The 25414-nt window shown below is 72.3% G+C and carries 25 protein-coding genes; 16 read left to right on the top strand and 9 right to left on the bottom strand.

What is annotated here, in order from left to right:
* Positions 1-4: 4 nt before the first annotated feature.
* The 12 genes from FLL47_RS06360 to FLL47_RS06305 all read left to right on the top strand — a co-directional run bounded on the left by FLL47_RS06360 (position 5) and on the right by FLL47_RS06305 (position 11547).
* On the top strand, positions 5-262 hold the full coding sequence (locus tag FLL47_RS06360; protein WP_144119495.1) for an acyl carrier protein: 258 nt from the start codon (positions 5-7) through the stop codon (positions 260-262).
* A gap of 86 nt (positions 263-348) precedes the next feature.
* Positions 349-552, top strand: coding sequence for a hypothetical protein (locus FLL47_RS06355; RefSeq protein WP_144119659.1), 204 nt, complete (start codon positions 349-351; stop codon positions 550-552).
* The gene (locus tag FLL47_RS06350; RefSeq protein WP_144119494.1) at positions 545-1687 is read left to right on the top strand and encodes a beta-ketoacyl-[acyl-carrier-protein] synthase family protein; all 1143 of its coding nucleotides are present in this window, start codon (positions 545-547) and stop codon (positions 1685-1687) included. Before FLL47_RS06355 ends, FLL47_RS06350 begins: the two co-directional genes overlap by 8 nt.
* Positions 1684-2232, top strand: a complete 549-nt coding sequence (locus FLL47_RS06345; protein ID WP_144119493.1) for a beta-ketoacyl synthase N-terminal-like domain-containing protein — start codon at positions 1684-1686, stop codon at positions 2230-2232. Before FLL47_RS06350 ends, FLL47_RS06345 begins: the two co-directional genes overlap by 4 nt.
* A gap of 5 nt (positions 2233-2237) precedes the next feature.
* Positions 2238-3854, top strand: coding sequence for a class I adenylate-forming enzyme family protein (locus FLL47_RS06340; RefSeq protein WP_144119492.1), 1617 nt, complete (start codon positions 2238-2240; stop codon positions 3852-3854).
* Positions 3851-5119, top strand: coding sequence for a beta-ketoacyl-[acyl-carrier-protein] synthase family protein (locus FLL47_RS06335; RefSeq protein ID WP_144119491.1), 1269 nt, complete (start codon positions 3851-3853; stop codon positions 5117-5119). Before FLL47_RS06340 ends, FLL47_RS06335 begins: the two co-directional genes overlap by 4 nt.
* A 332-nt stretch (positions 5120-5451) precedes the next feature.
* The gene (hppD, locus tag FLL47_RS06330; protein ID WP_144119490.1) at positions 5452-6573 is read left to right on the top strand and encodes a 4-hydroxyphenylpyruvate dioxygenase; all 1122 of its coding nucleotides are present in this window, start codon (positions 5452-5454) and stop codon (positions 6571-6573) included.
* A gap of 60 nt (positions 6574-6633) precedes the next feature.
* Positions 6634-7563 (top strand): phytanoyl-CoA dioxygenase family protein, encoded by a 930-nt coding sequence (locus tag FLL47_RS06325; RefSeq protein ID WP_144119489.1) that lies wholly within the window; start codon positions 6634-6636, stop codon positions 7561-7563.
* Positions 7564-7593: 30 nt separating this feature from the next.
* Positions 7594-8382 (top strand): DUF3050 domain-containing protein, encoded by a 789-nt coding sequence (locus FLL47_RS06320; protein WP_144119488.1) that lies wholly within the window; start codon positions 7594-7596, stop codon positions 8380-8382.
* Between the two features lie 94 nt (positions 8383-8476).
* Positions 8477-9469, top strand: a complete 993-nt coding sequence (locus FLL47_RS06315) for a methyltransferase (RefSeq protein WP_144119487.1) — start codon at positions 8477-8479, stop codon at positions 9467-9469.
* Positions 9470-9574: 105 nt separating this feature from the next.
* Positions 9575-10573, top strand: coding sequence for a thiamine pyrophosphate-dependent dehydrogenase E1 component subunit alpha (locus tag FLL47_RS06310; protein WP_246157599.1), 999 nt, complete (start codon positions 9575-9577; stop codon positions 10571-10573).
* A complete protein-coding gene (locus tag FLL47_RS06305; protein WP_144119486.1) occupies positions 10573-11547 on the top strand; it encodes an alpha-ketoacid dehydrogenase subunit beta in 975 nt (324 codons plus the stop codon). The genes FLL47_RS06310 and FLL47_RS06305 overlap by 1 nt, the downstream gene beginning before the upstream one ends.
* A 58-nt stretch (positions 11548-11605) precedes the next feature.
* Here the strand turns inward: FLL47_RS06305 and FLL47_RS06300 are convergent, their stop codons facing one another.
* Positions 11606-12667 carry a S1 family peptidase gene (locus tag FLL47_RS06300; protein ID WP_144119485.1) on the bottom strand — a complete coding sequence of 354 codons (1062 nt, stop codon included), beginning with the start codon at positions 12665-12667 and terminating at the stop codon, positions 11606-11608.
* Between the two features lie 228 nt (positions 12668-12895).
* Here FLL47_RS06300 and FLL47_RS06295 point away from each other — a divergent pair, with 228 nt between their 5' ends.
* Complete coding sequence (locus FLL47_RS06295) at positions 12896-13384, top strand: isochorismatase family protein (RefSeq protein ID WP_144119484.1); 489 nt, start codon at positions 12896-12898, stop codon at positions 13382-13384.
* Between the two features lie 6 nt (positions 13385-13390).
* On the opposite strand, the gene FLL47_RS06290 is transcribed toward FLL47_RS06295, so the two are convergent.
* The 3 genes from FLL47_RS06290 to FLL47_RS06280 are packed head-to-tail and all read right to left on the bottom strand — an operon-like array spanning position 13391 to position 17698.
* Complete coding sequence (locus FLL47_RS06290; RefSeq protein WP_144119483.1) at positions 13391-14089, bottom strand: SGNH/GDSL hydrolase family protein; 699 nt, start codon at positions 14087-14089, stop codon at positions 13391-13393.
* Positions 14082-16061 (bottom strand): MFS transporter, encoded by a 1980-nt coding sequence (locus FLL47_RS06285; protein WP_144119482.1) that lies wholly within the window; start codon positions 16059-16061, stop codon positions 14082-14084. The genes FLL47_RS06290 and FLL47_RS06285 overlap by 8 nt, the downstream gene beginning before the upstream one ends.
* Positions 16061-17698 carry an AMP-binding protein gene (locus FLL47_RS06280; protein ID WP_144119481.1) on the bottom strand — a complete coding sequence of 546 codons (1638 nt, stop codon included), beginning with the start codon at positions 17696-17698 and terminating at the stop codon, positions 16061-16063. The genes FLL47_RS06285 and FLL47_RS06280 overlap by 1 nt, the downstream gene beginning before the upstream one ends.
* 353 nt (positions 17699-18051) lie before the next feature.
* On the opposite strand from FLL47_RS06280, the gene FLL47_RS06275 reads away from it, so the two are divergent.
* Together FLL47_RS06275 and FLL47_RS06270 are read left to right on the top strand one after the other, a co-directional pair.
* Complete coding sequence (locus tag FLL47_RS06275; protein WP_186315583.1) at positions 18052-19347, top strand: SGNH/GDSL hydrolase family protein; 1296 nt, start codon at positions 18052-18054, stop codon at positions 19345-19347.
* 1 nt (position 19348) lies between these two features.
* Positions 19349-20575, top strand: coding sequence for a cytochrome P450 (locus FLL47_RS06270; protein WP_144119479.1), 1227 nt, complete (start codon positions 19349-19351; stop codon positions 20573-20575).
* Positions 20576-20584: 9 nt separating this feature from the next.
* Here FLL47_RS06270 and FLL47_RS06265 read toward each other — a convergent pair whose 3' ends face one another.
* The 5 genes from FLL47_RS06265 to FLL47_RS06250 all read right to left on the bottom strand — a co-directional run bounded on the left by FLL47_RS06265 (position 20585) and on the right by FLL47_RS06250 (position 24650).
* A complete protein-coding gene (locus FLL47_RS06265; RefSeq protein WP_144119478.1) occupies positions 20585-20983 on the bottom strand; it encodes a hypothetical protein in 399 nt (132 codons plus the stop codon).
* Between the two features lie 94 nt (positions 20984-21077).
* A complete protein-coding gene (locus FLL47_RS44655) occupies positions 21078-21200 on the bottom strand; it encodes a hypothetical protein (protein ID WP_281286665.1) in 123 nt (40 codons plus the stop codon).
* A 136-nt stretch (positions 21201-21336) separates the two neighbouring features.
* Entirely contained in the window at positions 21337-22089 is a 753-nt protein-coding gene (gene ppgK / locus FLL47_RS06260; protein WP_144119477.1) for a polyphosphate--glucose phosphotransferase, read from the bottom strand.
* Positions 22090-22167: 78 nt separating this feature from the next.
* A complete protein-coding gene (locus FLL47_RS06255; protein ID WP_144119476.1) occupies positions 22168-23274 on the bottom strand; it encodes a phosphotransferase in 1107 nt (368 codons plus the stop codon).
* Positions 23271-24650 (bottom strand): pyridoxal phosphate-dependent decarboxylase family protein, encoded by a 1380-nt coding sequence (locus tag FLL47_RS06250; RefSeq protein ID WP_144119475.1) that lies wholly within the window; start codon positions 24648-24650, stop codon positions 23271-23273. The genes FLL47_RS06255 and FLL47_RS06250 overlap by 4 nt, the downstream gene beginning before the upstream one ends.
* An 88-nt stretch (positions 24651-24738) precedes the next feature.
* Here FLL47_RS06250 and FLL47_RS06245 point away from each other — a divergent pair, with 88 nt between their 5' ends.
* The gene (locus tag FLL47_RS06245; protein WP_144119474.1) at positions 24739-25347 is read left to right on the top strand and encodes a GNAT family N-acetyltransferase; all 609 of its coding nucleotides are present in this window, start codon (positions 24739-24741) and stop codon (positions 25345-25347) included.
* Positions 25348-25414 lie beyond the last annotated feature (67 nt).

Below are 25414 nucleotides of genomic sequence, written 5' to 3'. Positions count from 1 at the left end.
CAACATGAGCACCGACGTACGCCAGTTCATCATCGACGCGATCGCGGACATGAACTACCCGATCGACGGCGTCGACGCCGACACGCCGCTGGGTTCGGCGGGCGTGGACCTGGAGTCGCTGGCCGTCGCCGAGCTTGCGGTGCGGGTGGAGGACACCTACGGCGTGAAGTTCAGCGACGAGGAGGCCGAGCAGATGGCGGCCATGACGGTCGGCGAGTTCGCCGACGCCGTCCGCGAGCGCGGCAACCTGGCGAGCGCGTGATGGACGCCCCTGTTGCGGCCGCCGGGTCCCTCGGCGTGCCGCGCCGGCGTGAACCGGCCTCCCCGGACCGGGCCGAGGTCGTCGCGATGCTGGCCGGTTACGGCGAGCGCAGCCCGGAGCAGGTGCGCGAGCGCATCGACTCGCTGGAGCTGGCGTGGCTGGTGCACCAGGTCGAGCAGCGCCACGGGCGGATGCTCGACCTCGACGACGACGTGCTCATGCGGATGACGACGGTGACCGGCGCGGTCGAGGCGCTTGCCGAGGTGCTGGCGGAGCCTGCCGGTGACTGAACCCCGCCCCGCCGGGGACCGCGCGCAGGTCGTGGTCACCGGGTTGTCGGCGGTCAGCGCGTACGGCCGGGGCGCCGCGGCGCTGTCGGCCGGGTTGCGATCGGGGCGGCCGGCGTTCGCGCCGGTCACCCGCTTCGACGTGAGTGCCCGGCGGGTGGGCGTCGGCGCGCTGCTGCCCGGCGCGCCCGTACTGCTCGACGAACTGCTCGCGGTGGTGGACGAGGCAGCCGCGTCGGCCGGGCTGTCCGCGGCGCTCCGGGCCACGACTCCCCTGCTGCTGGCCGTGCACGGCGAGCCCGACGGGGCCCGCGGCCTGCCCGACCGGCCCGGCCGCACCGGCGCGTTCACGCTGTCCGTCGCGGAGAAGGCGGGCCTGTCCGGGGCGGTGCGCACGTACACCAGTGCCTGCGTCGCGGCCAGCACCGCGGTCGCCGACGCCGCCGCCGCGGTGGCCGCGGGCGACGCCGACCGGCTGCTGGTGGCCGCCGGATACCTGGTCGAGGCGGACCAGTTCGCGCTGTTCGACGCGGGCCGGGCGCTCGCGGCCGACGGCGCCGTACGCCCGTTCAGCGCGGGACGCAAGGGCCTGCTGCTCGGCGACGGCGTGGCCGCGGTCGTGGTGGAGTCGGCCCGCGCCGCGCAGTCCCGGGGCGCGACACCGCTGGCCCGGCTGCTCGGCTGGGGCCGCGCCGGAGACGGCTACCACGTGGTGCAGCCGCGACCCGACGGCACGGGCCTGGCCCGGGCGATCGAGGCCGCGCTCGGCCGCGCCGGGCTGGCCACCGAACAGATCGGCTATGTCAACGCGCACGGCTCGGGCTCCGCGCAGAGCGACGCCGCCGAGTCCGCCGCACTGCTGCGCACCCTCGGCGCGCACGCGTTGGTGGTGCCGATCAGTTCGACCAAGTCGCTGCACGGGCAGGCACTCGAAGCCTCACCGCTGCTGGAACTGGTCGCCACGGTGTTGTCGCTGCGCGAGGGCTTCCTGCCGGTCAACGCCGGCTACCTCGGCCCCGACCCGGACTGCCCCCTGCGCGTACTCACCGAGACGACTACTGCCGGACCGGACTACGCCCTCAGCCTCAACGCCGCCTTCGGCGGCGCGAACACCGCCCTAGTGGTCGGTGCGGCATGAGCACTCTCGTGGAGGTCGCGCGGGGGGCATGGCCGGAGTCCGAGGCGGATGCGGAGCCGCCGGTGCTGGCCGGGTTCGTGATGTCGACGTTCAGCCCACTGGTGGCGGAGGCGGCCAGGCGCTGTCTGAGCCGCGCGCATGGGCAGCCGCCCGTCGCGGCGGACCGCGGGCTGCGTACCGCAGTGATCATCTCTTCGGCGACCGGCGACGCCACGACCGCAGCCGAGGTTGCATCGGCGGTCGACGGCCGGCGGCGGCTGGGGCCGCTGCTGTTCTTCCAGGCCGTGCCCAACGCGGTGGCCGGTTACGTGGCGGCGCGGTGGGAGCTGGGCGGGCCCGTGGTCTCGCTGAGCCCCGGCGGCGGCGCCGACCCCGTCGGGGCGTCCCTGGCCGAGGGCCTGGCGATGGCGTCGCTGCTGATCCGCGACGGCGACGCCGACGAGGCCCTGATCGTGGTGGCCGAGCAGGCCTTGGCCACCGGTGAGCGCGACCGCGCGCTGGCCGTGCTCGTACGCAACAGCGAAGTGAACCGACCGAAGGAGTAGCAGCTATGGGAACCAATCTGCGGGCGATCCTCGCCGCCGACGCCGACCTCGGCGCGGGCAATGTCATCACCCGGCTGCTGGCGCACGGCGCCGATCCGTCCGGCCCTGGCCTGACCTTCGACGTGGACGTTGACGGCCACCCCGCGTGGGAGCCACTCACGCTGGGGCAGCTCGACGAGCGGGTCGCGGCCCGTGCCGCGTGGCTGCACCAGCGCGGCATCGGCTGGCGCGACCCGGTCGCCGTGTACGCCAGCACGTCCGCCGACGTCATCCTGTCGTTCCTCGCGCTGAACCGCGTCGGGGCGATTCCGGCGCTGCTCAACGGCAACCTCAGTGGCGAGATCGCGGCCGAGTACATCCGCCGGTTGCGGGCCGAGGCGGTGCTGACCGACCCGAAGCACGCCGCCCTGCTGGAGGGCCGTGACTTCGGCTCGCGCCTGCTCGGCGACATCACCGAGATGGGCTCGGCGGACCCGGCCCAGGCACCGGAGCCGTACCGGCACCACCGGGACGACCCCATCTCCATCACGCACTCCTCCGGCACGACGGGCCTGCCCAAGGCGATCGTGCACTCGCACACCACGCTGTTCGAGGCCACCCGCCGCATCCGGCTGTCCGGCCCGCGGGCGCAGGGCACCGAGCGGGTGGTGTGTGCGCTGCCCTCGGCGCACACCGCAGGCATCCTGTCCATCAACCAGGCCCTGTGCAACCGTGCCGAGCTGGTGTTCCTGTCCTCGCAGCGGGGCGACTACGTGCTCGACGCAATCGAGCGGTTCAAGCCGACCGGCGTCTTCGGCTTCGCGGTGACCTGGGCCGACATGGCCCGCCACGACCTGAGCAAGCGCGCCCTGGACTCGGTGGCGATCTGGTTCAACACCGGCGACTGCGCGCACGAGGCGCACATCCGGCCGCTGGTCGCGGTCGGCAGCCGCAACACCGTCACCCGGGAGGGCGTGACCCGGGTGACGGGCTCGATGTTCATCGACGGCATCGGCTCGACCGAGATGGGCCACTCCGCGTTCCACATCACCCACCGGGTGGACACCGAGCGCTACGACCGCTGCATCGGCCGCCCGCACGTGTTCGCCGAGGTGGCGGTGCTGGACGAGGCCGGCGAGCCGGTGGGTGCGGGCGTGGTCGGACACCTGGGGCTCAAGTCGCCGACGGTGAAACTGATGTACTGGAACGACTCGGTGACCGAGTTCCGCACCCGCCAGTCGGGTTACTACCTGACCGGCGACCTCGTCTACTACGACGAGGACGGCTACTACTACCACGTGGACCGGGCGGTGGACTCGGTCGTGCTGGACGGCGGCCAGTGGCTGCACACCTCGCTGACCGAGGAGAAGATCCTGGCGAGCTGCCCCGACGTGCTCGACTGCACCGTCGTGGCGGTGCGCGAGGAGGGCCGCGTGGTCACCGACGTGCTGCTGGTGCTCAAGGCCGGGGCCGACGCCGCGGCCGACCGCCGGGACGCCGTCGTCGCCGCGCTGGGCGGGCACGCCGCGCCGACGCTGCGCGACGTCAACGCGGTGCACGACGAAGACATCCCCACCGGCGCCACCGGCAAGGTGCGCAAGCTGGTGCTGCGCGAGCGCGCCCTGGCAGGTGTGTCGCGATGAAGAGCCCTCGTCCCGACATCGTCGTCACGGGCATCGGCCTGGTCACCCCGGTCGGACAGGATCTCGACGACATCTTCGACGCCCTGTGCACCGGCCGGTCCGGGATCATCGCCACCCCCGAGGGGCACGCCGCGCAGGGGTCTCTGGAGGTGATGGGCAAGGGCCCGGACATCGAGGCGGCCAGTGTGCTGCCCGGCCCGGAGGCGCGCACGCTGGACCGGTACATCGTGCACGCGCTGGTCGCCGCGGCCCGGGCGGTGGCCGACGCCGACCTGGTGGTGGGCCGCGACGTGGACCCGTATCGGGCCGCCACGGTGGTGTCCGGCACGGGCGGACTGGCCACCCTGGAGGCGCAGGTGATCACCCGTACCCGGAAGGGCCGGTTGGGGGTGAGCCCGTACCTGCTGCCCGGGATGCTGCCGAACATGGCCACCGCGCGCATCGCCATCAAGTACGACCTGCGCGGCTACAGCTCCTCCATCGGCACCGCGTGCGCGGCGGGGGCGCAGTCCATCGCCGAGGGCATGCGCATCCTGCGGTACGGCGAGGCGGACGTGGTGCTGGTGGGCTGCGGCGAGGCGCCGCTGTTCCCGACCCTGGCCGACACCTTCGGCAACACCCGCGCGCTGGCCAAGGGCTGGGCTGCGGACCCGGCCGCGGCCAGCCGCCCGTTCGACACCCGGCGCAACGGCCTCGTCCTGGCCGAAGGGGCAGGCGTGTTGGTGCTGGAGCGGGCCGCGGACGCGGACGCGCGGGGTCGTCCGGCGTACGCGACGCTGCACGGCTGGGGCGCGACCACCGACGCCCACCACCCGACCACGCCCCGGCCCGACGGCGAGGGCCAGGCCGAGTGCATGCGCCGGGCGCTGGCCGACGCGGGGCTGTCGCCGGCCGACATCGGCTACCTCAACGCCCACGCGACCAGCACCAAGTTGGGCGACGTGGCGGAGTCGCTGGCGGTCAACACGGTGTTCGCCTCGGCCATGCCGCCGGTCAGTTCGAACAAGGGCGTCACCGGGCACATGCTCGGCGCGTCCGGGGTGATCGAGGCCGCGGCGACGGTGATGGCGCTCGGGCACGGGCTGCTGCCACCGACGGTCAACCTCGAAGACCCCGATCCCGCGTGCGATCTCGACCATATTCGCGGCAAGGCTCGGCAAAGTCCCATCGGTTTTGCACTGTCCAATTCATTCGGATTCGGCGGACATAATGTGAGCCTTGTCCTGGGTCGACCCACCACGCGACTCAGCCGTTTTGCTGAGTGAGGTGTCACCGAATCGTTTGCCGCGCGCAACATACTGTCGCAATTAAATATTTGCGTAGTTAGGTATTGAGGGACATCAGCATAACCAGCTAGCGTGACAGTCAGGCGGCCCTCGCCGGAGCGTTCGGCTCCGGCGGGAGGGTCGCGAACTACGGACGTCACAGGGGCACGACGGCCAATCGGAGCGTGGTGAGTTCGTTTGGCGTGCGCCGCGAAAGCGGCGGCGCCGGGACGAGTCATGATCCGTGACCCGTTCCGCGCCCCCACCTGGCGAGGAGCGAGTCCTAGCAGTCAGTGCAAAACAGGACATCGTACGCCAAGGGTAGGTAGCAAATGAACATTCTCGGCATCGACCACCTGGAGTTCTACGTCGGTGACGCCCGTCAGACGGCCTACTATCTGTGCACGGCATTCGGGTTCCGGATATGCGGGCAGGGCGGGCCGCAGACGGGCCTGGCCGGGCAGCGCTCGCTGCTGCTGCAGCACGGGGACATCCGCATCGTGCTCACCTCCGGCCTGGTCGCCGACCACCCGGCCACGCTCTACGTCGGCCGCCACGGCGACGGCGTGGCCGTCATCGCCTTCGAGACCGACGACGCCGCCCGGCTGTACGACCACGTCGTCGGACGCGGGGCCGCCGCGCTGGGCGCACCGGCCGTGCACGAGAACGGCGCGGGCCGGGTGGTCGAGGCGAGCGTCTCGGGCTTCGGCGACGTCACCCACCGCCTCGTCGAGCGGCACGGCTCCCGCTGGGAGTTCCTGCCCGGCACCATCGAGATGACGGTGCCCGAGCAGTCGTACGCCGACGACCCGCTACAGGTCATCGACCACTGCGCGATCTGCGTGCCGGCCGGGGAGATCGCCGCCACCTCGCGCTACTACCAGGACGTCTTCGGCTTCGCCGAGATCTTCGAGGAGTACATCGAGATCGGCGGCCAGGGCATGGACTCGAAGGTGGTGCAGAGCCCGTCGCGGCAGGTGACGTTCACGCTGTTCGAGCCGGACCTGTCCCGCCGCCCCGGCCAGATCGACGACTTCCTGTCATGGCACGCCGGCGCCGGGGTGCAGCACGTGGCGTTCCGCACCAACGACATCGTCACCGCGGTGCGCACCTTCGCCGAGCGGGGGGTGGGCTTCCTCAGCACGCCGGGCACCTACTTCGACGCGCTGGAGCAGCGCCTGGGCAGCGTCGACCTGCCCATCGCGGAGCTGCGCCGGCTCGGGGTGCTGGTCGACACCGACCACTACGGCGAGCTGTACCAGATCTTCACGCAGTCCATGCACGTGCGCCGGACGCTGTTCCTGGAGCTGATCGAGCGACACGGCGCGCTGACCTTCGGCAGCAGCAACATCAAGGCGCTGTACGAGGCCAAGGAGCGTGAGCTGGCGGCCCCCGCCGAGGCGGTGCCCGTGCAACCGCAGGACGCCCGCCCGGCCGGCCTGGCCACCGCCTGAGACCGGGACACCCCCGTGCGCCACACCGCATCCACCCCCACCCAGGCGAGGAGTTCTGCCATGGCTGAACAGCGTCTTTGCAACGAGCCGAGCAACCTGACCGACGAGGAGCGCGAGCTGCTCCCGTCCGACGAGGACGTCGCGTTCTACGCCGCGCACGGCTGGTACCTGACGAAGAAGCTGTTCACCGACGCCGAGGTCGACGAGCTGGTCGAGGCCAGCGAGCGCTTCTACGCCGGGGAGCGCAGCCGCTCCCTGCCCCTGCGGCCGCGCCGCCTGGCCTACTGGGAGCCGCAGCACGGCGACGTGCAGCGGCACAACGACTACGTGCACTACGAGCACGACGGCCTGGCCAAGCTGCTGCGCAAGCCGCTGATCGGCGCCGTCGCCGCCCGGCTGGCCCAGGCGGACGAGATCCGGATCTTCCAGTCGACCCTGATCTACAAGCCGCCGCGCCCGGAGGAGCCGACCAACGTGGTGCCGTGGCACTTCGACCGGCACTACTGGGCGTCGTCGACCTCGGAGCGCATGCTCACCGCGTTCATCCCCTTCCACGACTGCGGCGAGGAGATGGGCACCATCACCATGGTCGACGGCAGCCACGTCTGGCAGGAGATCGGCAACGACGACTCCACCGCCAAGCACTTCGCCGAGCGGGACCGGGAGGACCTGGAGGTCCTGCTGACCCGCAACGCGGAGTTCAACGGCACCCAGGTCACCAAGGTGCCGATGGTCATCCCCAAGGGCCACATGAGCTTCCACCACTGCCGCACCTACCACGGCAGTGCAGGCAACCGCAGCGATCGTCCCCGCCGCGCGGTCTCCCTCCACCTGCAGGACGGCGAGAACCAGTACCGCCCGTACCCGCTCAGCGACGGCACCGTCGTCGGCTACAACCACGACGAACTGGTACGCCGTACGCCCGACGGCCGCCCCGATTACGCCGACCCCGACTACTGCCCGGTGCTCTGGACCTCGGCTCAGCACTGAACGACCACCCCGATCACCAAGGAGAGAGCAATGTCGCGTTACGACTGGGGTCAGACGCATCCGGGCATCACCCGGCTGGAGGACGCGGTCGGCGAGGCCCGCAACGCGGTCGTCAGCCACCCGCTGTACGCCGCGCTGGACAACCACGAGGCCATCGTCACGTTCATGGAGCACCACGTCTTCGCGGTGTGGGACTTCATGTCCCTGCTGAAGTCGCTGCAGCGCCACCTGACCAGCGTCGACGTGCCGTGGATCCCGAGCGGCCCGACCGGCAGCCGACGGCTGATCAACGACATCGTGCTGGTCGAGGAGAGTGACGAGCTGCAGGGCGGCTTCACCAGTCACTTCGAGCTGTACATCGGCGGCATGGACCAGGCCGGCGCGGACACCGGCGTCATCAACCACCTGATCAAGCTGCTGGGCGAAGGCAGCACCGTGGAGCAGGCGCTGACCGGGGCGAACGTCAACCCGGTCTCGGCGGAGTTCGTACGCACCACCTTCCGCTTCATCGACACGCTGCCGATCCACTGCCAGGCCGCGGCGTTCGCGTTCGGCCGCGAGGACCTGATCCCGGACATGTTCCAGCAGGTCATCAAGGTCAACCAGGAGGGCGGCAAGCTCGACACCTTCGTCGACTACCTGGCCCGCCACATCGAGGTCGACGGCGAGTTCCACACGCCGATGGCCATGCAGATGGTCACCGACCTGTGCGGCGACGACGACGAGAAGTGGGCGCAGGCGGCGCAGACGGTCAACGCGGCACTGGCCGCCCGGCAGAAGCTGTGGACCGGCATCCTCGCCGCGATCGACGCGGGCTGATCGGCCTCTCTTTTTTCGGTCGCGGCTCACAACCGGCGTCGCCCGCTTGTGAGCCGCGACTTCGGCACACCCCCACCCCGGCTCGGAGAGCGACATGAACGAAGCACTGGCCCGACGCAAACTCCTCGGCATCCTCTCCGGCAGCTGGGTCGCCCAGGGCGTGTACGCGCTGGTCCGGCTCGGTGTTCCGGACCTGATGGCGGACGGTCCGGTGCACGTCGGCGACCTGGCCCACCGGTGCGGCGCGGACCCCCGCGCACTGGGCCGCCTGCTGCGGGCGCTGGCCCTGGCGGGCCTGTTCACCCGCCCCGCCCCGGACACCTACGGGCTCACCCCCACCACCGAACTGCTGCGCGCCGACGTGCCCGGCTCGGTGCGCCTCAACGCGCTGATGCAGGGCGACGAGGTGTTCCGCTCGTTCGCCGAGATCATGCACACGCTGCGCACCGGACGCCCCGCCTTCGAAGCGGTGTACGGCCGGCCGTTCTACGACTACCTCGGCGACAACCCCGAGGCCGCGGCGGTGTTCAACGAGTCCATGGGCGACCAGCGCCCGCCGGAGGCGCTCGCCTCCTGCGATCTGAGCGCGGCCCGCATCGTGGTCGACGTCGGCGGCGGCAACGGCAGCCTGCTCGTCGAGTTGCTGGAGCGCTATCCGAACCTGCAGGGTGTGCTGCTGGAACTGCCCGACGCGGCGGCTTCCGCCCGCGCCAAGCTCGCCGAGGCCGGCCTGGCCGGGCGCTCCGCGTGTGTGGAGGGCAGCTTCTTCGACGGCGTGCCCGACGGCGCCGACGTCTACACGCTGGCCCGGGTGCTGCACAACTGGAACGACGACAACGCGATCGCGATCCTGCGCCGGGTGCACGCGGTGCTGCCCCCGCACGGGCGCGTGATCGTGCTGGAGGAGTTCCTGCCCGAGGAGGCCGACCCGGCGGGCCGTTCCGCGGCCGGGCTCGTCGACCTGCTCATGCTGGTCACCCTGGAGGGCCGCGACCGCACCGAGCACGAATACCGGGAGCTGCTCGGCAAGGCCGGGTTCGAGGTCGTCGAGGCGCGCGCGGGGGTCCTGGAGGCCCGGGTCGCATGAGCGGACCTCCCAAGATCGCCGGACTTGCCCGGCACCTGTGCGTATCTTGAGCCCGCTTTCACCCACCTGCCTGGCAAGTCGAGCGATCTTGAGAAAGGAGAGGGCATGCGCGAGCGAGGCGACATGGATACCGGGCTCTACCGGACGATGCGGTTGATCCGCCGGTTCGAGGAGCGGGCGATCGAGCTGGTCCACGCCGGGGAGATCATCGGCGGGATCCACCCGTACATCGGGCAGGAGGCCATCGCCGCGGGCGTCTGCGCGGCTCTGCGCGACGACGACGTCATCACCAGCACCCACCGCGGGCACGGGCACGTGCTGGCCAAGGGCGCCGACCCGGTGCGCATGCTCGCCGAGCTGACCGGCCGGGCCACCGGCCTCAATCAGGGCCGGGGCGGCTCGATGCACGCCGCGGACTTCGGCAAGGGCATCTACGGCGCGAACGGCATCGTCGGCGCGGGCGGGGCCATCGCCACCGGGGCCGCCTGGGCCGCGGTCAAGGAGGGCAGCGACCGGGTCGCGGTCAGCTTCTTCGGCGACGGCGCGGTCAACCAGGGCGTGCTGCTGGAGACGTTCAACCTGGCCGCGCTGTGGCGGCTGCCGGTGCTGTTCGTGTGTGAGAACAACGGCTACGCCACCACCCTCACCGTGGCGCAGGCCGTCGCCGGGTCCATCACGGCCCGCGCCGAGGCGTTCGGCATCCCTGCGGTCAGCGTGGACGGAACCGACGCGGTGGCGGTGCTGACCGCGGCCCGTGACGCCGTGGCCCGTGGCCGCGCCGGGGGCGGGCCGAGCTTCCTCGAGGCCACCGCGTACCGCTTCGACGCCCACCACACCTGGGAGCACAAGGCCCGGGTGCGCTACCGCGCCGACGAGGAGGTGGCGGCCGGCCGATCCCGCGACCCGCTGGACGTCCTGGGCGTAGGCCTGCCCGAGGGCGTGCGCGCCGAACTCGACGCGCAGGTGGAGGCGACGCTCGCCGAGGCGGTCGCGTTCGCGCTGGACAGCCCGCGCCCCGACCCGGCCCGCGCGCTCGACCACCTCTACGCCACCGGTCTGCGCGGCCGGGACGGCACCGGACTCCTCGACACGGCGGTGCGCTGATGGCACGACTGTCCTACCTCAAGGCCCTGCAGCGGGCGCTGGCCGACGAGATGGCCCGCGACGACAGCGTGTGCGTGCTCGGCGAGGACATCGGCGTCGGCGTCAACAACGTCACCACCGGCCTGCTGGCCAAGCACGGCCCCGCGCGCGTCGTCGACACCCCGCTGTCCGAGCAGGCCTTCACCAGCTTCGCGACCGGCGCGGCGCTGGCCGGGCTGCGGCCGGTCATCGAGTTCCAGATCCCGTCGCTGCTCTTCCTGGTCTTCGAGCAGATCGCCAACCAGGCGCACAAGTTCTCGCTGATGACCGGCGGGCAGGCCAAGGTGCCGGTGACCTACTTCGTGCCGGGTTCGGGCTCCCGCAGCGGCTGGGCCGGCCAGCACTCCGACCATCCGTACGGGCTGTTCGCGCACGTCGGGGTGAAGACGGTGGTGCCGGCGACGCCGGAGGACGCGTACGGGCTGTTCCTCACCGCGATCCGCGACGACGACCCGGTGGTGCTCTTCGCGCCCGCGGGTGCGCTCGGGGTGCGCGGCGACGTGGACCTGGACGCGCTCGGGCCGGTGCCGCTGGGCGTCGGCCGGGTGCACCGGGCGGGCACGGACGTCACGGTGGTCGCGGTCGGGCACCTGGTGCAGGCCGCGCTGGGTGTCGCGGAGCAGCTCGCCGACCAGTTCTCGGTGGAGGTGTTCGACCCGCGTTCGCTGTACCCGTTCGACTGGGACGGGCTGGCGGCCTCGGTGGCCAAGACCGGGCGGCTCGTGGTGGTCGACGACTCCAACCGGATGTGCGGCATCGCCGGGGAGATCCTGGCGACCGCCGCCGAGCAGATGCGGCTGACCGTGCCGCCCAAGCGGGTGACCCGGCCCGACGGCGCGGTGCTGCCGTTCGCCCGCGAGCTCGACCTCGCCGTCCAGCCGCAGCAGGACCAGCTGCTCACCGCCGTGCAGGAGGTCTGCAAGTCCAGCCGCTGACCGGAACGGCAGCCGCCGGGTGGGGGGTCCCGGCGGCTGCCTTACCTGAGGAGCAGGCTCAGTAGACGCTCACGCCGTAGACGCTGAGCGGTTCGGTGACCGGCTGGAAGTAGGTCGTGCCGCCGGAGCTGCAGTTGCCGCTGCCGCCTGAGGTCAGGCCCAGCGCGACGGTGCCCGCGAACAGCGAGCCGCCGCTGTCGCCGCCCTCGGCGCAGACGTTGGTGCGGATCAGGCCGGTGACGGTGCCCTGCGGGTAGTTGACGGTCGCGCCGGTGCCGAGCACGCGGCCGCTGCGCAGGCCGGTGGTGCTGCCGCTGCGGTACACGGTCTGGTTGACCACGGCGTTGCCCGCGCTGGTGATGTCCTGCGAGCTGCCGTTGTAGAGGTAGACGTTGCCGGGGTGGGCGATCGTGCTGTCGTAGCGCACGATGCCGTAGTCGTTGCCCGGGAAGCTGGTGCCCGTGCGCGTGCCGATCAGCTGGGTGCGGGCGGAGTTGGCGTACCAGCTCGCGGCGAGGTTGGTGCAGTGCCCGGCGGTGAGGAAGTAGTAGACGCCGCTGGCGCTGCGCACGTTGAAGCCGAGCGAGCAGCGCGAGCCGCCGCCGTAGATCGCCTGGCCACCGGCGATCGTCGGGCTCAGCGTGCCGGCGACGGTCTCCACCCGTACGGTGTCGCCGAGGCGGTCGGTGACGGCCTTCAGCCTGGCCAGCTTCGACCCGGTGACGGTGCTGTCGGCGGTGACCACGACCTGGTTGCTGATCGGGTCGGTGTACCAGGAGGTGCCGGAGATGCGGGCGAGCCGGTCGAGTTCGGCGGTGGCGCCGGTCAGCTGCGCGGCGCTGCGGGCGACGAGGCGGGCGACACCGCCTGCGGCGCGGACCCGGTCGGCGGAGGCACTGTCGGTGACGGTGACGACGATCTTGCCGGCGTTGTCCTGGTAGACGCCGGCCGAGTCGATCTCGGCCGCGAGAGCGGTTGCCGCGTCGGCGGTCAGCGCGGGCCCGGTGCCGCCGACGGGGGCGGCCTGGGCGGTCGCCGGGACCAGCAGACCCGCGGCGAGCAGCGTGGCAGCGGCCGCGCGTACGGCGATACGCCGGAACGGGGATCCGGTGTGGAGCATGGTTCCTCCTCGGGGTTATGGCATGTGGTGACATGCCGGAGGTGACCGGGTTGCCCGGTTGGGGCGCTCGGTCCTGGAACACGATGCCAAACCTTGCAAGAATCTTCAATATTTAGCTTGCTAGATGAATGTGCCAAATATGCTCAGCGTGGAACCCCGACGGCTCCAGGAACGTCCCGCCGCGACCTAGAACGATCTAGGCACGGCACGGCGGAGTAAGATCGACTCGTGACCACCGCTCTCGTACTGATCGACCTGATGCCGCGCATCGTGGCGCTGCCGGTGGAACCGCACTCCGGTGAGGACGTGCTGCGGCGGTGCACGCAACTGGCCGCCGCGTTCCGGGCCGCGGAGCGACCCGTGGTGCTGGTGCGGGTCGACCGTCCCAACGTCGCCGCGCAGCCGCCCGGCAGCGACCTGGTGGAGGGCCTGGCCCAGCCCGGTGACCTGCTGGTGGTCAAACGCACCATCGGCGCGTTCCACAACACCGACCTGCACGAGCAGCTTCAGCGCCTGGGCGGGACCACGCTCGTGCTCGCGGGCCTGGTCACCACCATGGGCGTGGAGTCCACCGCACGAGCCGCCAGTGACATGGGCTACGACCTGGAATTCGTTGAGGACGCCACGTCCGGCCTGGCTACCGACGAACACGAGATGGCGGTACGCCGCACCTTCCCCCGCTTCGGCCGGGTCCGTACCACCGCCGACTACCTCTGACCACCGTCAGACCGGGGACGTGCGGCCCAGGTGCGCGCCGAGGCGGCGCACCGTGAGCGCGGCGCAGATGCTGTGGCTGCGCAGGTTGCCGTGTACGCCGTCGGCGCTGTAGCTGCCCGGGTCGCGCTCGGCGGGGTGGCCGGTGCAGTTGACGTGGATCGCGCCGAGCCGGGCCGCCAGGGCCGCGGTGCGCGCCGACAGCATCCGCATCCGCTCCCCCACCTGCTGCTTCACGGGCTCCGGAAACGACGGCGCATAGGACACGTCGAACATGCCGACCGTGATGACCTCCGCGCCCGCCGCGCGCAACGCGGTGATCATCGCGGCCAGTTCTTCGTCCACCGCCTCCGGCTGGTACGAGCGCCGCAGCGCGTCGTTGCCGCCCGCCGAGATCAGCGCCAGGTCCGGCGCGAAGCGCAGCGCCCGGTCCAGCTGCTGCTCCCGGATCTCCACGGCACGCAGTTCCCGCACGCCCAGATTCAGGTAATGCAGGTCCGGCTGCTGCTCGGCCAGCTCGCTGCTGATGCGGTCGCACCAGGCCTGCAACACGTAACCGGGCACCGGATCGCCGACGCCCGAGGCGACGCTGTCGCCCAGCACCACGAAGCGTTTCCACGGGTGCCCGGCCAGCAGCGCGGCCGCCTCGCCGGGGCGCAGGCAGTACGGGTCGGCCGCCTCCAGGGTGGTGGCGTACCCGTCAGCCATGGCTGGTCGCTTTGCTGTTCGGCGTCTGCTGCACCGGCAGCCGGACCTCGCTCAGCTCGGCCATCTCCGACAGCCCGGCCAGCTTCGCCTCCAGCTCGGCCAGCTCGCTGCGCATGCGCTCGGCCTGCCGGGACGCCTCGGTCTGGTCGACCGCGAGTGCCTCCTCGACGCTGCGGCGTACACCCGGGACGTCCAGCAGGGCCAGCATGTTCAGCGCCTCGGCGCTCTTCACCAGGTGCCGCGAGCCCAGCAGGGCGCGGCCCTTGCGCACCTCGACCAGCCACTGGCCGTTGGCGTAGGCCAGTGTCACGGAAAGGCGCGCGGGCAGCCGTGCCGCGCCGGTCAGCACGGCCGGCGCACCGGCGCTCAGCTGCCGCCAGGTGCGATATGCGAACACCGGGGCCAGCAGCGCCACCAGGTATGCCCCGGCCGCGGCGGCCAGCGCCCAGGGCAGCTCCAGCCGGGGCAGCGCCCAGGCCGCGGCGGCCGTGCCGAGCGGCACGCCCAGGTAGGCGATGCCGGAGGCGAACCCGCCGACGCGGCTGCGCACGGGCACCGGCACCCGCTGCGACAACAGCATGCCCAGCGGAGGTGTCACCGACGACATGGTCGCCCCGCACACCGCGGCGACGACGGCGACGATCAGCTGCACGGGCGGCAGCCCGCCGACGACCGCGGCCGCCCCGCCACCGGCGAGGAAGGCCAGCGCCGGCATCAGGTGGCGCGACGGCGCAGGGGTCAACCCGGTCAGCACGACCGACCCGGTGACCGCGCCGAGCGCGAACGCACCGCCGACCAGGCCGAGCAGATCCGGCTCGCCCAGCACATGCTCCACCCAGGCCGCCACCAGCAGCACCGCACCGGCCTGTACCAGCAGGTTCGTCACGAACAGCACGGCCGCCAGGCGGCGCACCAGCCCGTCGGCCCGCAGCTCGGCCATGGCATTGCGGCGCAGGTCACGCGCCCGGGTACGGGCGATCGGCGGTGCCTGCCGGCCGTCGGCCGGGTGTTCCGCCGCGGCGTGCCGTCCGCGTGCGGCCGGGCCCTCACCGGGCCGATCGGCGGTGTCGTCATCGGCCGCGACGGGGGTGTCGTCGCTGCCTGACGGGGCCGGAACCCGGCCGTTGAGCTGTGGACCGCCCGCGAGCCGGGCCGCCGCGGCGACGCGGCCGTCCGAAGCCGTGTCCCCGGTCGCCGTGGTGTCGTGGTCGGTTGTCGGGGTCTCGTCATCGGATCGGGTCGCGGCAGCACCTCGTGGGTCGCCCGCCGCGCCGGATTCGGCGGGCAGCACCTCGCCGCTGAGCACTTCGGACGGCGGCGACGCGGCATCGGACCGCGGCCGGACGGTGACCGCCTGCACCAGCATCGCCGCGCCGAGCGCGCACAGCACCGCGTCGAGCCACAGCACCCCGGCCGGGCCGAGGCGCACCGCCAGCACGCCCGCCGCCGCACCCCCGGCGAGGACCACGATCACCTGCAGCGCACGGACCGCACCGGACCGCGGTGGCCGTGCGCCGTCGTCACCGCCGTCGCGGCGTATGGCGTTCCTGGCCCGGTCGCCGACCGCGCGCAGCGCACCGGCCAATGCGGCCAGCCCGCCCAGCCCTGCGACACCGAGCAGTCCCGACGATGCGGCCAGGGCCGAGTCGGGCAGCGCGAAGAAGGCGATCCCGGCCAGCGCCGGCACGCTGAGCAGGTCGGCCGACACGGCCAGCCGCACCGGGTGCAGCCGGTCGGCCAGCGCCACGCCCACCGGCCCGGCCAGCAGGTATGCCAGCACCTGCACCGCCGCGACCAGCCCGACCGCGCGCCAGTCGGCGTCCGCGGCCAGCATCAGCCACGGCACCACCAGCAGCGACATCCGGGTGGCCAGGGTCGACACCGCCTCGGCGGCCAGCACCGGCAGCGCCGCGGCCTGCTCGGGCTGCTCCGGCACCGGGTCGCCGACCGCGGGCGCGGCGTGGATCGTCATCAGTGCCCTCCAGTACCGGTGCGGGCGGCATACCGCTCCCGCAGTGCCTTCTTGTCGACCTTGCCGGATTCGGTCAGCGGGAATTCCTCGATGAACTCGACCTGCTGCGGCGCCCACATGGCGTTGAGCTCGGCGGTGGCGAGCCGGATCAGTTCCGCCGCGGTGACCGTGCCGTCGGGCGTGCGCACCACGTACGCGTGCACCGCCTCGCCCTCCAGCTCGTGCGGCACGCCGATGACCGCCGCGGCCAGCACCTCGGGATGGGCGGCCAGCGCGTCCTCGATCGGGCGGCAGAAGACGTTGGTGCTGCTCAACCCGGTCACGATCATGTCCTTGACCCGGTCCAGCAGGTACAGGTAACCGTCGGCGTCCAGCCGGCCCACGTCACCGGTGCGCAGCCACCCGTCCACCAGCGTCTGCGCGGTCAGCTCGGGCATGCCCCAGTAGCCGCGCATCATCAGCGAACCGGTTATCCAGACCTCGCCGACCTCGCCGGGCGGCAGCACCTGCCCGCCCGCGCCCCGGACCTGCACGCGCACGTCGCCGTACGGGATGCCGCACGAGGACAGCCGCTCGGGGTGCGCCGGGTCATGGTCCAGCTCGGGCAGCGCCGAGATGAAGGGGGACTCGCTCATGCCGTACACGATGCGCAGCACCGGGCCGAAGCGCTCGATGGCCTGGGTCAGCCGGGCCGGGGAGGCCGCCGCGCCGGACACGGTCAGCGTGTGCAGGCTGCCGAAGTCGACCCCGGCCGACTTCGGGTCGTCGAGCAGCACGTTGAGCAGCGGCGGGGCGAGCAGCGTGCTGTTGATGCGCTCGCGTTCGATGGTGTCGTAGAACAGCGGGTATTCGAGGCCGTCGTGCAGGAACGCGGTGCCGCCGGTGAACAGCGTCATGAACACCGCCGTCTGCGCGCTGACGTGCCAGGTGCCGGCGACCAGCAGGTGCCGCAGGGTGGGCTGGCCGCTGCCGAGGTAGTACTCCGACAGGGCGTGCAGCGCGGCGAAGAAGCGGTGCCCGTGGTGCACCAGCTTCGGCGAGCCGGTGGTGCCGCCGGTCTGGAACAGCGACGACGGCTCGTGGGTGATGGTGGCCGGGTCGAACGGCAGCGACGTCGCGCGCGGCGCGGCGGTGAGATCCGGCCCCGCGCCGCCCGGCCCGAAGCAGAACACCGGCCGGGGCGCTCCGCTGGTGGCCCGTCCCGATGGCCCGCCTGGACGGCGGACCCCCGAGGACTCCCCGCCAGCGGCCAGCGCGGCCAGCTCCGCGCCCATCTCCGGCAGCTTGCCGGCGTCGTACACGAAGGCGTCGACCTCGGCCAGGTCGAGGAAGCCGCGCCGGAACCGCGGCGGGGCGTTGTTGGCGATCCAGGCGGTACGGCAGCCCATCAGCCCTGCCGCGAGCTGCAGGAAGATCGACTCGGCGGGGTTGCGGGCGAGCACGCCCAGCGCGTGCCCGGGGCGGATGCCGTGGGCCCACAACGCCCCCGCCATCGCGATCACCTCGGCGCGCACCTCGGTGTAGGAGTAGCGGCGTCCGTCGACCGCGACGAGCGCTTCGGCGTCACCGTATCCGGTGAAGAGCGTCAATGCCTGTGCGGCGTAGTTGGCTGCGGGATCGAATGTCCTATCGCCCACGGTCGAGTCACCCCAGTTCGGTCAGGAAGCAGCGGATTCGCTGGTGGCAGGCCGGTTCCGGGTGTGTGGCAGCGGCCTACGGGCAGGACGTTACCGCCGCCGCGATGAATCAGGAACCACCTAGGGTCGTCGATTCGTATAGACGTCAGTTTCCAATCGGGACATTTGCGTATGCAGACGTCTTGAGTGGGCGGTCCATCGATTCCGATGATGCCAACGGCCCTCGGATCGGCTTAGACTGCCGACCTGACACCACGAGCCCGGCTCGCCGCGCACGCGGCGCACCGAGCGATGCCCGGGTTCCGGTGATCGATGGTCGACACCACCCTCAGCGACCGAGGAGTTTCGCGCCGATGAACAGCCCCCGGCAACGGCAATTCCTGATGGCCCTGGTCACCCTGGTGACCGTCGGCTCGACCCTGCTGGTCGCCACCGCGAACAGCCAGGCCGTCGCCCCCGAGCCCGAGGCCTGGACAGGCTCGTGGTCCGCGGCGTTGACCCCGGCCGGGTCGGGCAAGTCCAAGGACGGCTTCTCCGACCAGACCATCCGGATGTTCGTGCACACGTCGGTCGGCGGCACCCAGGCCCGCATCCGGCTGTCCAACCGGTACGGCACCGCGCCGCTCACCATCGGCCGCGCCACGCTCGCCCTGCCATGGCCCGAGGCCGGTCCCGGCGACCTGAAGCCCGGCTCGGTGGTGGATGCCACGTTCAACGGGCAGAAGTGGGTGACCATCCCGTCCGGCGGCAGCGCGGTGAGCGACCCGGTGCCGATGGACGTGCCCGCCGCGCAGGACGTCGCGGTCACCCTCTACGTGCCTGAGCAGAAACCCGGGCCGGCGACCTGGCACCTGTACGCCCGCGAGACCGCCTACATCGGCGCGGGCGACCACGCGAGCGACGCCAGCGGCGCGAAGCTCGCCGAGACCCGCAACAACTGGTACTACCTCACCGGCCTCGACGTGCTCAACCGCACCGGGCAGGGCTCGATCGTGGTGCTCGGCGATTCGATCACCGACGGGCTGAAGACGACCGTCAACGCCGACCGGCGGTGGACCGACCACCTCGGCGCGCGGCTGGTCAAGGAGGCGCCCGAGGGCCGGGCGCCCGGCATCCTCAATGCGGGCCTGTCCGGCAACCGGCTCACCCTCAACGGCTCCGACCTCGGCGTCAACGAACTCGGCATGAACGGCGCGTCCCGGTTCCACTTCGACGTGCTCGGGCAGACCGGGGTGCGCACGGTCATCCTCGCCCTGGGCATCAACGACGTCTGGCTCAGCCAGGACACCGCGGACAACATCATCGCGCGGATCCGGCAGATGGCGTCGGTGGCGAAGCAGTCCGGGTTGAAGGTCATCGTGTGCACGCTGAGCCCGTGGAACGCCTTCGAGTCCGCGCCGGGCGTGGTCGCGTACACCCCGACGCTGGACTCGGTGCGCCTGCAGGTGAACTCGTACCTCCGCACCAGCACCGAGTTCGACGGGATCATCGACTTCGACGCCGCGCTGCGCGACCCGGCCAACCCGACCAAGCTGCGCCCCGAGTGGGACAGCGGCGACCACATCCACCCCAACGACGCCGGCAACGAGGCGATGGCCAAGGCCATCCCGCTCGACCTGCTCCTCGCCGACGACTCCGCCGAGGACTGACGTGGTCGCCGAAGTCTCGCTGGCGTCGCTGCACACCGACGAGGTACGCCGCGACCCCTACCCGTTCTACGCGGACCTGCACCGCCACGGCCCGGTCTGCAAGGTCGCGCCGGGCGACCGGTACAGCTACGTCGTGCACGGGTACGAGGCCTCGGCACACGTCCTGCGGGACTCGGCGACCTTCAAGGTGATGGACTCCACGCTGCTCGGCGCGAAGCCCACCTGGGAGGGCAACCGGGCGCACGCCGTATTCATGAACTCGGTCTTCTTCACCAACGCGCCCCGGCACACCCGCATGCGCAAGATGTTCAACCAGGCGTTCACCCCGCGCCGGGTCAACGCGCTCGACCCTGCGGTCGAACGGCTCACCGCGGACCTGCTCGACCGCCTCGCCGAGCAGGCCGGCGGCGGCGCGAAGGTCGACTTCATGAGCGAGTTCGCCTTCCCGCTGCCCGCCGACGTGCTCGGCGAGCTGCTCGGTGTGCCGGCGGCCGACCGCGCCTGGTACCGCCCCCGGGCGCTGGCCCTGGGCGCGATCCTGGAACTCGGCGGCGCGACCGCCGACAACACCGCCGCCGCGAACACCGCCGCCGAACAGATCACGGCATACTTCGCCGACCTGGCCGCGCGGCGGCGCGCGGACCCGCGCGACGACCTGGTCACGGCACTGGTGCAGGCGCTGGAGTCCGACGGCGGGCAGCTGTCCGAGGAGGAGCTGACCGCCAACCTGATCGTGGTGTTCAACGCCGGCTTCGTCACCACCACCCACCTGCTCGGCAACGGCCTCACCCTGCTGCTGGAGCGGCCCGAGGCGCTGGCCCGGCTGCGCGCCGACCTGTCGCTGACCCCGCGATACGTCGAGGAGATCCTCCGCTACGAGGTGCCCACCCACTTCTCGGTGCGCTGGGTGGCGCAGGACACCGAGGTCGCCGGGGTGCCGATCCCGGCCGGGTGCTGGGTGCTGGTGCTGCTGGCGGCCGCCAACCGCGACCCGGCGCACTTCGCGCACCCGGACGTGTTCGACCCCGACCGGACCGAGACGTCCACGCTCAGCTTCGGCGCGGGCGCGCACTACTGCCTCGGCGCGGCGCTGGCCCGGCTGGAGGGGCAGCGCGGCCTGGCCATGCTGCTGGACCGCTTCGGCGACATCCGGCTGGCCGAGCCGCCCGGCACGCCACGGCAGCTGATGCTGCGCGGGCACGAACAGCTCTGGCTGAACCTGGCCTGAGCAGTCCGCTCACACCGTCGGCGGCTCCCCGCTGGTCACCTGGGCGCGCGTCGGAAGTTCGTCCTGAATGCGCTTCCAGTGGTAGATGTAGACCGGCACCGCGATGGCCAGCGTGGTCGCCGAGCCGACGATGCTCAGCACCGCCTGGCGGCGCTGCGAGTCGCGGGTGAGCTTCTCGATGCGCTTCTGCTCCACGGCGAACGCCGCCTCCTCCGCGGGCGTGCACGCCTGACCGGGCTTGCTCTCCGCACAGCGGGGCACGTATCCGTAGTAGCCCGGGTCGGGGTAGAGCAGCTCGACCGTGCTGCGGACCAGGTTGACCGCGGCGAAGATCGAAATCACGAGGGTGATCAGGCAGACCAGGTACAGGTACATGTTGCGCAGGGTCATGCGGTCCTGAAAAGCCATCGCGACTCCTCGCCTCGCCCGGCGGCACGGCACCGGTGCTGCGCACATTGTCCAACGGCGATGGCCCCGCGCGCGGCAGGTATGCGTACTCCGGTCACCGGGCGATCAGATTGAGCCCGATCGTGCAGAAGATGGAGAGCAGGATCGAAACAGCGATCATGGCGAGGCAGCCCCACGCCCCGCCGAGCGGCCTGATCTCGGTGTTGCCGATGCGCATCCGCGACCGTCCCTTCCTCCCCGCCATCATGCCCACGTGCGGCTGCCGCATACGTCAAGATCGGCATTTCGTGTCGTGATCCGCGCTCGGACCGCGGATCACGACACGAGACTTCGAGGCGTGGACTCGCGGGCCGTCAGGCCTCGCCGGCGGGCTCGGATCCGGCCGCGGCGAGCGCCGCGCCGACGATCCCGGCCTCGTTGAGCAGGACCGCGGGCACCGCCGGGGTCCGGATGTCGATCAGCGGGAGGAACTTCTCCGACTTCTTGCTGATGCCGCCGCCGATGATGAACAGGTCGGGATTGAACAGGTTCTCCATCTCGCGCAGGTATTCCTCGACGTGCCTGGCCCACTTGCTCCAGCCGAGCTTGTCCACCTCGCGCGCGTGCGCCGACGCCCGCTCCTCGGCGTCCTCACCCTTGATCTTCAGGTGCCCGAACTCGGTGTTCGGCACGAGCCGGTCGTCGATGAAGACCGCACTGCCGATGCCGGTGCCCAGCGTGAGCATGATCGTGACGCCCTTGCGGCCGCGACCCGCGCCGAAGGTCATCTCCGCGACGCCGGCCGCGTCGGCGTCGTTGAGCACCGTCACCGGCACGCCGACGGCCTGGCTGAACAGGTCGCGGGCGGGCGCGCCGAGCCAGGACTTGTCCACGTTGGCGGCGGTGCGGGTCACCCCGTGGAGCACCACGCCGGGAAAGGTGACCCCGATCCGCTCGGTCGCGTCGAAGTGGGCGGCCACCTCGGCGACCGCGGCCACCACACTGGTCACGTCGGACGGTTGCGGCGTCTCCACCCGGAACCGCTCCTCGACCAGGGTGCCGGTGCTGACGTCCACCGGGGCTCCTTTGATGCCGGAGCCGCCGATGTCGATGCCCAGAATCGCCATTGACCCAGTCTAGGCCGCACACCCCCGCGTCCACGTCCCACAAGCGACCAGCGCTCCGCAGAAAACGGCGTGCCCAGGTCAGCGGGCCGCGCGGGAGACTCCCGCCAGCGCCTCTCGGAGCAGGGCGGCACGGCCCTCGGCGTGGGCGTACTCGGCCAGCACCGCGCTGATGTTCACGGCCAGCACCCGCGCCCGCGCCGCACGCTCGGCCGCGACGGGGCCGTAGGCGTCGAGCAGGGCGGCCCGGGCCGGACCGGCGAAGCCGCTGTATGCCAGGGAGAGGTCCACAGCCGGGTCGGCCAGGCAGACGTCACCCCAGTCGATGACGCCCGTCGCCCGCCCGTCGTCGCCGAGCAGCAGGTGCCGCTGGTGCAGGTCGCCGTGGACCAGCACCGGCGGGCCGTCCGCCGGGCCGAGCGGCTCCGCCTCGTCGAGCAGCCGGAACACGGCCGGGTCGGGCAGCCACAGACCCGACGCGGCGAGCTGGGCCAGCCGCTCCCGCGCCTGCGGCCCCCGCACGCCGGGGTCCCCGCGCCGCATCGGATCGTGCGGCAACACCGCCGCCGTCGCCTCGGCGGCCGAGCTCGCCGAGCTGCCCGGCGGCGGCGCGGCGGGCGGCCTCGACGCACCCGCCGCGGCGAGCCCTTCTGACGGCGCAGCTCCGATCGGCGGCGTACTCGGCGGTGCGGAACCGGCCACGGCCAGCTCGGCCAGGGCCGGTTCATGCAGCGCGCGCAGGAAACCGCCCAGGTCGGCGGCGGCGCGGGAGCGCTGGTCGTCGGGCAGGCCGGTATCGGCCAGTTCCACCCCCGGCACCAGTCTGGCGCCCCAGAACGGCCACGGGAAGTGAGCCGACGGCACGCCGATCAGCTCGGGGAACGGGATCGGCAGCGGCAGCCTCCCGGCGAGCCGGGGCAGCACCGCGGTCTCGTGGGCAAGCAGCCGCAGGGCGATGGCGCGGCGCGGGAACCGGAACACCCACTCGCCGCCGACCAGGTGCACGGTGTTGTCCCAGCCGGTGGCGAGCAGCGTCACGGGAGCCGCGCGCAGCGCCGGGAACTGCTCGGCGATCAGCACGGCCGCCTGCTCGGCGTCGACCTCGTGTTCGGGCGTCCAGGCGGGTGCGGTCAGCGGGCCTCCGCGGCTGTCGGCCTCGTGCGCGGGTGGCACGGTGTGGGCGGTCATCGGGCGGCGGCGCGGCGTACCGCGGTGACCGAGGCGGCCACGTCGTCGTCGTCGGTGGACCAGTTGCTGACCGACACCCGCAGCACGTCGCGGTCCTGCCAGCGGGAGCCGGACATCCAGGCGGTGCCGTCGGCGAGCAGCCGGGCGGTGACCTCGCGGGTCTGGGCGTCGTCGCCGAACGTGGCACAGACCTGGGTGAACACCACGTCGTTGCGGATCGTCGCGCCGTCGATCGCGCCGATGCCCTCCGCGAGCGCGCGGGCGTGCCGGGTGAGCCGCTCGACCAGGTCGGCGACGCCGGTGCGGCCGAGCGAGCGCAGCGCCGCCCACACCGGCACGCTGCGGGCGCGGCGGGACAGCTCGGGGACCTTGTCCTGCGGGTCGGCGGGGCCGGCTTCGGCGCGTACCAGATAGCTGGCCTGTGTGCCCATCGCGGCCCGCAGCGCGGCGGGGTGCGCGACCACGACGATGCCGCAGTCGTAGGGCACGTTGAGGGTCTTGTGCGCGTCGGTGGCCCAGGAGTCGGCGAGTTCGTGCCCGGTGAGCAGGTGCCTGGTGGCCGGGGAGGCGGCCGCCCAGAGCCCGAACGCGCCGTCCACGTGCACCCATGCGCCGTGCTGCCGGGCGAGCGCGCAGGCCGCGCCGACGTCGTCGTACGCCCCGGAGTGGATGTTGCCTGCCTGCAGGCACACGATCGTCGGCCCGGTGCCGCGGGCCAGTTCCTCGGCGAGCGCGTCGAGGCGGATGCGGCCCTGGCCGTCGGCGGGGACCGGGGTCGGCGCGCCCAGCCCGAGATAGCGAAGCGCCTGGTCGACGGTGGCGTGGCGTTCCGCGCCCGCGAGGACGCGCACCCGGGGCGCGCCGGCCAGGCCGAGCGTGTCGAGGTCCCAGCCGGCCTCGGCCAGCACGTGCTGGCGGCCGGCGGCCAGGCCGGTGAAGTTGGCCATGGTCGCGCCGGTGACGAACCCGACGTCGGCGTGGCCGGGCAGGCCCAGCAGGTCGAGCACCCAGGCCGCGGCGGCCTCCTCGATCGCGGCGACGGCGGGCGTGGCGTAGCGCAGCGTGGCGTTCTGGTCCCAGGCGCTGACCAGCCAGTCCGCGGCGAGCGCGGCGGGCAGCGTGCCGCCGATGACCCAGCCGAAGAAGCGTCCCGACGGCATCGCCATCAGGCCGGGTTCGGCCCGGCGGGCGAGCTGGTCGACGACCTCGGCGGCGTCGGTGGGACCGTCCGGCAGCGGGCCGCCGAACGCGGCCGCCAGCTCGTCGGCGTCGGCGCGGGGCCGCACCGGGCGGTCGGGCAGCGAGGCCAGCCAGGCGAGGGTGTGGGCGACGGCGTGATCCAGCGCGGGCGCGTAGTCCTCGGGTCGTGCGGTCATACCTGCACTCTGCTACATCGGACCTCCGCTGCGGGAACGCGATCGACAGGCGCGCATCTGGGAGCGCTTCCAAGGTACTCTCCCACGCATGACGATCATCCGTCCGTACCGGCCGAGCGACCACGACGCGGTGTACGACATCTGCATCCGCACCGCCCACCACGGCGGCGACGCCCGGCCGCACTACCGCGACCCGGGCATCCTCCCGGAGATCTTCGCCCTCCCCTACGCCCACCTGGAGCCCCAGTTCGCCTTCGTGCTGGCCGACGCCGACGACCGCGCCGTCGGATACGTACTGGCCACCGGCGACACCGGGTCGTTCGTGGAGCGCTTCCGGCACGAATGGCTGCCGCTGGTCGCCGACCGCTACCCGCCGCTGGACGACGCGGAGCCCCGCGACGGCGACGAGGTCATGCGGCATCTACTGCACCGACCGGAGCGCATGGTCGTGCCCGCGCTCGCGGCGTACCCGGCGCACCTGCACATCGATCTGCTGCCCGAGCACCAGCGGCAGGGCCACGGCCGGGCGCTGATGGGCCGGCTCGTGCTGGCGCTGCAGGAGGCCGGCGTGCCCGCGGTGCACCTGGGCATGGTCAGCGAGAACACCGCGGCGCGCGCCTTCTACGACCGGCTCGGCATGCATGTGATCGACGTGCCCGACTCGGGGCCGCTGACCTACCTCGGCCTCAAGGTCTGATCGACGTCCATCGACCGTTACGCCACAGTAGACGGTCCGATGGTGGCTTGAGCGGGCCTGCCGCCGC

Source organism: Catellatospora sichuanensis, from assembly GCF_007483665.1.
Classification (GTDB): Bacteria; Actinomycetota; Actinomycetes; order Mycobacteriales; family Micromonosporaceae; genus Catellatospora; species Catellatospora sichuanensis.
The sequence above is the reverse complement of the archived record's forward strand: the minus strand, read 5'-3'. Positions and strand labels throughout refer to the sequence as shown.